The organism is Mycobacterium sp. E2497, assembly GCF_001668695.1.
Taxonomy (GTDB): domain Bacteria; phylum Actinomycetota; class Actinomycetes; order Mycobacteriales; family Mycobacteriaceae; genus Mycobacterium.
Window position 1 is genome coordinate 34,729 of the sequence record NZ_LZKD01000286.1, and the last position, 6,810, is coordinate 41,538.

The 6,810-nt window shown below is 68.6% G+C and carries 7 protein-coding genes; 5 read left to right on the plus strand and 2 right to left on the minus strand.

Going from position 1 to position 6,810, the window contains the following annotated elements; all coding sequences use genetic code 11:
• Positions 1–3 precede the first annotated feature (3 nt).
• The 4 genes from A5713_RS26325 to A5713_RS26340 all read left to right on the plus strand — a co-directional run bounded on the left by A5713_RS26325 (position 4) and on the right by A5713_RS26340 (position 4,947).
• A complete protein-coding gene (locus A5713_RS26325; protein ID WP_068099167.1) occupies positions 4–1,254 on the plus strand; it encodes a cytochrome P450 in 1,251 nt (416 codons plus the stop codon).
• A gap of 53 nt (positions 1,255–1,307) precedes the next feature.
• A complete protein-coding gene (locus A5713_RS26330; protein WP_068099168.1) occupies positions 1,308–2,792 on the plus strand; it encodes an aldehyde dehydrogenase family protein in 1,485 nt (494 codons plus the stop codon).
• 209 nt (positions 2,793–3,001) lie between these two features.
• The gene (locus A5713_RS26335; protein ID WP_068099169.1) at positions 3,002–4,147 is read left to right on the plus strand and encodes a thiolase family protein; all 1,146 of its coding nucleotides are present in this window, start codon (positions 3,002–3,004) and stop codon (positions 4,145–4,147) included.
• Positions 4,144–4,947 carry a crotonase/enoyl-CoA hydratase family protein gene (locus A5713_RS26340; protein ID WP_082973168.1) on the plus strand — a complete coding sequence of 268 codons (804 nt, stop codon included), beginning with the start codon at positions 4,144–4,146 and terminating at the stop codon, positions 4,945–4,947. Before A5713_RS26335 ends, A5713_RS26340 begins: the two co-directional genes overlap by 4 nt.
• Positions 4,948–4,999: 52 nt before the next feature.
• Here A5713_RS26340 and A5713_RS26345 read toward each other — a convergent pair whose 3' ends face one another.
• Together A5713_RS26345 and A5713_RS26350 are read right to left on the minus strand one after the other, a co-directional pair.
• A complete protein-coding gene (locus A5713_RS26345) occupies positions 5,000–6,016 on the minus strand; it encodes an NAD(P)/FAD-dependent oxidoreductase (protein WP_068099170.1) in 1,017 nt (338 codons plus the stop codon).
• Positions 6,013–6,513, minus strand: a complete 501-nt coding sequence (locus A5713_RS26350; RefSeq protein ID WP_067920865.1) for an isoprenylcysteine carboxyl methyltransferase family protein — start codon at positions 6,511–6,513, stop codon at positions 6,013–6,015. The genes A5713_RS26345 and A5713_RS26350 overlap by 4 nt, the downstream gene beginning before the upstream one ends.
• Positions 6,514–6,698: 185 nt before the next feature.
• Here A5713_RS26350 and A5713_RS28555 point away from each other — a divergent pair.
• Positions 6,699–6,810 (plus strand): NAD-dependent epimerase/dehydratase family protein (locus tag A5713_RS28555; RefSeq protein ID WP_156752042.1); only part of this gene is annotated, 112 nt, incomplete at its 3' end.

The window sequence follows — 6,810 nt, forward strand, 5'->3', positions numbered from 1 at the left end:
TTGATGGAACAGCTTTTCGACGACCTGGAGGACTTTGGCGCCTTCGACGACGCGGTCTCGGGCGACGTGCGCGACCCATACACAGAACTGGCTCGGCTGCGCCGCGAGGAGCCCATCCAGCGGCTCGATGTGTCCGGGATGCCGCATGAGGAGTCCAAACCGGTCTTCATCGTCTACCGCTTCGAGGAAGCCCAGCAGATGCTGCGCGACAACGAGACGTTCTCGTCGGCGGCCGTCATCGCAGCCTTCGGCCCGGTGCTGGGGGAGCGCGTGATGCTCGGCATGGACGAGCCGGTGCACGGCCGGCTACGGTCGCTGGTGTCAAAGGCGTTCTCGCAGAAGGCGTTGGCGCGCTGGCAGGATGAGTTGGTCGGCCGGGTGGGCAATAGCCTGATCGACGAGTTCGCGGCGAACGGCAAGGCCGATCTGGTCAAGGAGTTCACTTTCGACTACCCGAGCCGGATCATCGCGGGCCTGCTGGGGCTGCCGGAGGAGGACTATCCGCAGTTCCAGCGGTGGTCCATCTCATTGCTGAGCTGGATCCTCAATCCCGAACGCGGCCTGGCCGCCTCGGCAGCGCTCTGTGAGTACTTCGCGCCTATCCTCGCGTCCCGCCGGGCCGAACCCAGGGACGACCTGATCAGCGCGCTGGCGCAGGCCGAGATCGACGGGGAGAAGCTCGAGGACGAGGAGATCTACTCGTTCCTGCGGCTGTTGCTGCCCGCCGGGGTGGAGACGACGTACCGGTCACTGGGCAGCCTGCTGCTCGCGCTGCTGACGAATCCCGCGCAGCTGGATGCCGTCCGCGCCGACCGGTCGCTGTTGCCGCAGGCCATCGAGGAGGGTGTGCGGTGGGAACCGCCGCTGCTGACCATCACCCGGGTGGCGACCCGCGACACCGAACTCGGCGGGGTGGCGATACCGGCCGGCTCGACGGTCATGCCGATGCTGGGTGCGGCCAACCGGCAGGAAGACCGCTACCCCGATCCGGACGCGTTCGACATCTTCCGCTCACCCAGGGCGCACCTGGGCTGGGGGCATGGCGTGCACGTCTGCCTCGGCATGCATCTGGCGCGGCTGGAAATGCGCACCGCCATCAACCTCTTGCTCGACCGGTTGCCCAACCTGCGGCTCGACCCCGACGCGGACGACCCACACATCCGCGGGCAGATTTTCCGTTCGCCGACGTCCGTGCCGGTGCTATTCGACCCCGATAACCAGGCCCGTAGGGGTCGTCGCTTGCCAATCGGCTAGTTTCCGGTAAGGCTCTCCATAGCCCCTCCGCGATTCAGAAGAGAGTGACAGTTATGACCGAGGCTGTAAAGGTTCGTTTCGAGCCGAAGATGATGATCGACGGCAGGCTCGTCGACGGCCAAGCGGGCACCTTCACCAACATCAACCCCGCCACCGAGGAGCCGCTCGGCGAGGTCGCCGACGCATCCAAGGAGGACATGCACCGGGCGATCGACGCCGCTCGGCGGGCCTTCGACGAGTCGGACTGGTCGACCAACCGGGAGCTGCGTAAGCGCTGCCTGCTGCAACTGCACGAAGCGATCGAATCGGAGAAGGAAGAGCTGCGCGAGGAGCTCATCCTGGAGGTGGGTTCGCCCCGGGCGATCACGTACGGCCCGCAGCTGGACGCCCCACTGGAGGACGGGCTGCGCTACCCCGCCAGGCTGATCGACGAATACGCCTGGGAAACCGACCTGGGCGACAAGGTGGTCAGCCTGACGGGCACGTTGACCACCCGCAAGGTCTGGCGCGAGCCGGTGGGTGTGGTCGGCGCGATCGTGCCGTGGAACTTCCCGTTCGAGGTCACCCTCAACAAGCTCGGCCAGGCACTGGGCACCGGCAACACCGTGGTGCTCAAGCCGGCGCCCAACACGCCCTTCAACGCGACCCGGCTCGGCCGGCTGATCGCCGAGAAGACCGACATCCCCGCGGGCGTCGTCAACGTCGTCACCGCGTCGGATCACTTTGTCGGCGAAGAACTCACGCTGTCTCCCAAGGTCGACCTGATCTCGTTCACCGGGTCGACAGTGGTCGGCCAGCGGATCATGGAGAAGGGCGCCGCGACCATGAAGCGGCTGTTCCTGGAGCTCGGCGGCAAGTCGGCCACCATCGTGCTGGAGGACGCCGATTTCGGGATGGCCTGCGCGATCGGCATCGCGCCGTGCATGCACGCCGGGCAGGGCTGTGCGAACCCGACCCGGATGTTGTTGCCGCGGTCGCGCTACGACGAGGGCGTGGAGATTCTGAAGAGCATCTACGAGAACGTCACGTGCGGCGACCCGCAGGACCCGGGAACGCTGTGCGGCCCGGTGATCTCCGAGGTGCAGCGCAACCGCGTGATGGGCTACATCCGCAAGGGCGTGGAGGAGGGCGCCACGGCGCTGGTCGGCGGCCCCGACGCGCCGACCGGCTTCGACAAGGGATTCTTTGTCCGGCCAACGCTTTTCACCGACGTCGACAACTCGATGACCATCGCCCAGGAGGAGATCTTCGGGCCGGTGCTGGCCGTCATCCCGTTCGACGACGAGGAGGACGCGATCCGGATCGCCAACGACAGCAAGTACGGGCTGGCCGGCAACGTGATGTCGGGCTCGCTGGAGCGCTCGCTGGCGGTGGCCCGCCGGATCCGGGCCGGCTTCATGGGTGTCAACGGCGGCGCGCCGTACGGCGCCGACACCCCCTTCGGCGGCTACAAATACAGCGGTGTGGGACGCCAGAACGGCGTCGCCGGGTTCGACCAGTACACCGAGATCAAATCGGTCGCGTACCCCGCCGGCTAGGGCTGCACCTTTAGGCTTCACCCTTTCGTCGAGATTGCCGCCACGGTCGCGCTTCGCGGTCGGACCGCGACCACCGCGGCGATCTCGGCGCGGCCGTGAGCGCAACCAAACCCACCCCGCCACGCGCCCTCCCAACGCGTTGGTTGACAATCGACGCAAGGCTCACTTTCACCAATACCTGAGGTTCTAGCGTCAAAGGAGACACAACCATGGCCGAAGCCGTCATCGTCGAGGCAGTGCGCTCACCGCTCGGGAAGCGCAACGGCGGACTGGCCGGGGTGCACCCGGCCGACCTGTCGGCGCAGGTCCTGAATGGGCTGGTCGACAAGGCCGGTATCGACCCGGGAATCGTCGACGACGTCATCTGGGGCTGCGTGATGCAGGCGGGCGAGCAGGCCCTCGACATCGGCCGCACCGCGCTGCTGGCCGCCGGCTGGCCCGAGACCGTGCCCGGCGTGACCGTCGACCGGCAGTGCGGGTCGAGCCAGCAGTCCATCCACTTCGCCGCGGCGGGCGTGGTCGCCGGGCACTACGACGTCGTCGTCGCCGGCGGTGTCGAGTCGATGTCACGGACGCCGATGGGATCGTCGCTGGCCAACGGCGGCAACCCGTACCCCCAGGCTTTCAAGGACAGATACCACCGGACGCCGAACCAGGGCATCGGTGCGGAAATGATCGCCGAACAGTGGGGCTTCGACCGGCTCGCGCTCGACGAATTCTCCTTGGGATCGCACGAAAAGGCCGCCGCCGCACAGGATTCCGGTGCTTTCGACGACCAGATCGTCGGCATCAAGGATCAGGACGGGAACGTGGTCCTCAAGGACGAGGGCATCCGCCGCGGTACCCCGATGGAGAAGATGGTGTCGCTGAAGCCGGCCTTCAAGGAGGACGGGGTGATCCACGCGGGCAACTCCTCGCAGATCACCGACGGTTCGGCCGCCCTGCTGTTCATGTCGGCCGAGAAGGCCAAGGAACTGGGCCTCACGCCGATCGCCAAGGTGCACACCGCGGTACTGGCCGGCGCCGACCCGGTGATCATGCTGACGGCGCCCATCCCGGCGACGCAGAAGGCGCTCAAGAAGTCCGGCCTCTCGATCGGTGACATCGGGGCCTACGAGGTGAACGAGGCGTTCGCGCCGGTTCCGCTGGCGTGGCTCAAGGACATCGGGGCCGACGAGAAGAAGCTCAACCCCAACGGCGGCGCCATCGCGCTGGGTCACCCGCTTGGCGGCTCGGGCGCGCGGCTGATGACCACCCTGCTCTACCACATGCGGGACAAGGGAATTCGTTACGGCCTGCAAACCATGTGCGAGGGCGGCGGCCAGGCCAACGCCACCATCGTGGAGCTCCTGTGACCGACGCCCCCGCCGACCAGCCGGCGGTGCTGGTCGAACGCCGCGGCAACGTCATGGTGATCACCATCAATCGGCCCGAGGCCCGCAACGCCGTCAACGGCGCCGTGAGCATCGGCGTCGGCGACGCGCTCGACGAGGCGCAGCACGACCCCGAAGTGCGGGCCGTGGTGATCACCGGCGCCGGCGACAAGTCGTTCTGCGCCGGCGCCGATCTCAAGGCGATCTCCCGCCGGGAGAACCTGTATCACCCCGACCACGGCGAGTGGGGTTTCGCCGGCTACGTGCATCACTTCATCGACAAGCCCACCATCGCGGCGGTCAACGGCACCGCGTTCGGCGGGGGCACCGAGCTGGCCCTGGCCAGTGACCTGGTGGTCGCCGACGAGCGGGCCCAGTTCGGCCTGCCGGAGGTCAAACGCGGGCTCGTCGCGGCCGCCGGCGGTGTCTTCCGGATCGTGCAGCAGCTCCCGCGCAAAGTGGGGATGGAGCTGCTGTTGACCGGCGAGCCGATCACCGCCGCCGACGCCTTCGAGTGGGGCCTGATCAACCAGGTCGTCGACGAGGGCACGGTGCTGGAGGCCGCGCTGGCCCTGGCCGCGCGAATCACCGTCAACGCGCCCCTGTCGGTGCAGGCCAGCAAGCGCATCGCCTACGGGGTCGACGAGGGTGTCATCACCGACGAAGAGGCGGGCTGGGCGCGGACGATGGCCGAAATGAGCATCCTGATCAGGTCCGAAGACGCCAAGGAGGGGCCGCTCGCTTTCGCCGAGAAGCGGGAGCCGGTCTGGAAGGCCCGCTAGTGGCGATCGCGAGCGCGGCGAAGCCGGGCGAAGCGGGTCGCCACCATCAGGCCTAACCCGCCAGGACGTTCACCCCGCGCTGGAACACGCCAGGCAGCAGCGCGCAGGCCGGCACGATGGTGCGGCGGGTCGCCGGCGGGGCGCTGGCCAGCACCAGCCCCCGGGTGAGTAGCCGGTAGCTGCGGGTGATCCGTTGCCACGCAAGCTCATACGACGCGGGCGTTTCGTCGACGATCGCGGCGACGGCGGCGCCAGCTTGTTTGACCGCCAGGCTGATGCCCTCGCCGGTCAGCGCGTCCTCGTAGCCCGCCGCGTCGCCCACCAGGAGCACCCGCCCCGCGACCCGCCTGGACACGACCTGCCGCAGCGGGCCACATCCGCGGGCCGGCCCCCGCGCCGCGCCCTGCAACCGCCCGGCCAGCCCGGGGAACCAGCCCAGGTCGGGCCGGCCCCGGGACAGGATCGCGACGCCGACCAGGTCCGGCTCCACCGGCGTCACATACGCCTCACCCCAACGCGACCAGTGCACCTCGACGAATTCCGACCAGGCGGGCACCCGGTAGTGCCAGCGCACGCCGTAGCGCCGCGGTGTCCCGGCCGTCGCCGCGATTCCGGTGGCCCGCCTGACCTGTGAGTGCAGTCCGTCGGCCGCAACCATCCATCTCGCACGCACACCGGCGGCGGCCACCCCGCGAGCGTCCTGGTGCACGGTGGTCACCCGGGCCCGAAGCCATTCGGTGTCTTGCTCTTTCGCGCGCGCGGCCAGCACCGCGTGCAGCGTGGTCCGTCGCACCCCCCGGCCGGGCCCGCGGTGAAACCGCGCCTGCGCCCGGCGGTGTTCGCTGACATAGGCGATGCCATGAAAGGGCATACCGGCGGGGTCGACGCCGAGGGAGGTGAGCTCGGCGAGCCCGCCGGGCATCAGGCCCTCGCCGCACGCCTTGTCGATGGGGCCCTCGCGCGGGTCGGCGACGATGACCGAGAGCCCGTGCCGGCGTGCGTGCAACGCGGTGGCCAGGCCCCCGGGTCCGCCCCCGACGATCAACAGGTCGGTGTCGTAATCGCTCACGTGTAACCCAGAGCCGAATTCTCGACCTGCAGCCGCACCCTGAGCAACGCCGCGTTGGCCAGCGTGAACACGGCGGCCGTCAGCCACGCCGTGTGCACCAACGGCAGCGCCACCCCCTCGGCCACCACTGCAACGTAGTTGGGATGGTGCAGCCAGCGGTAGGGGCCCTGGCGCACGAGCGGGGCATCCGGCAGCACGATCACCCGGGTGTTCCACCGCCGGCCCAGCGTGGCGATGCACCACCAGCGCAGGCCCTGGCTGAGCGCCACCACCGCCAGCATCGGCCAGCCCAGCCAGCCGATGAACGGCCGGTGCAGCGCCCACGGCTCGAGAATGCAGCCGACCAGCAGTGCGGTGTGGATGAGCACCATCACCGGGTAATGCGGGCGACCAAACTCCCTGGCGCCCTGGGCAAAAGACCACCGCGCGTTCCGGTTGGACACCACCAGCTCAGCGACGCGTTCGATGGCGACTGCCAGGACCAGCAGGTAATACATGTCTCCACTATCTATGGATGAGGGTTCCTTGTACCCACGGTGCCGCCGACGCGGCGGTTCAACCCCGCGAGCGTAACGGCATGGCGAAAATTCGGCCCGAAAAGCGCCGTGGCGTTACGTACGCGACGAGAGATTCTCGTGCCCGTTAGGTTTGCGCGCATCGCCGCGGGGCTAGTGTCCAAGGTATGCGGATCCTGGTCACAGGCGCCACCGGCTATGTCGGATCGCGGCTGGTCACGGCGCTGCTGGCGGACCGGCACCACGTCGTGGCCGCCACCCGAAAACCCGCGCGCCTCA

Bases quoted from the DNA above. Each gene is read 5' to 3' on its own strand.
- A5713_RS26325 (WP_068099167.1), top strand. From the start codon at position 4: ATGGAACAGCTTTTCGACGACCTGGAGGACTTTGGCGCCTTCGACGAC.
- A5713_RS26330 (WP_068099168.1), top strand. From the start codon at position 1,308: ATGACCGAGGCTGTAAAGGTTCGTTTCGAGCCGAAGATGATGATCGAC.
- A5713_RS26350 (WP_067920865.1), bottom strand. From the start codon at position 6,513: ATGTATTACCTGCTGGTCCTGGCAGTCGCCATCGAACGCGTCGCTGAG.
- A5713_RS26335 (WP_068099169.1), top strand. From the start codon at position 3,002: ATGGCCGAAGCCGTCATCGTCGAGGCAGTGCGCTCACCGCTCGGGAAG.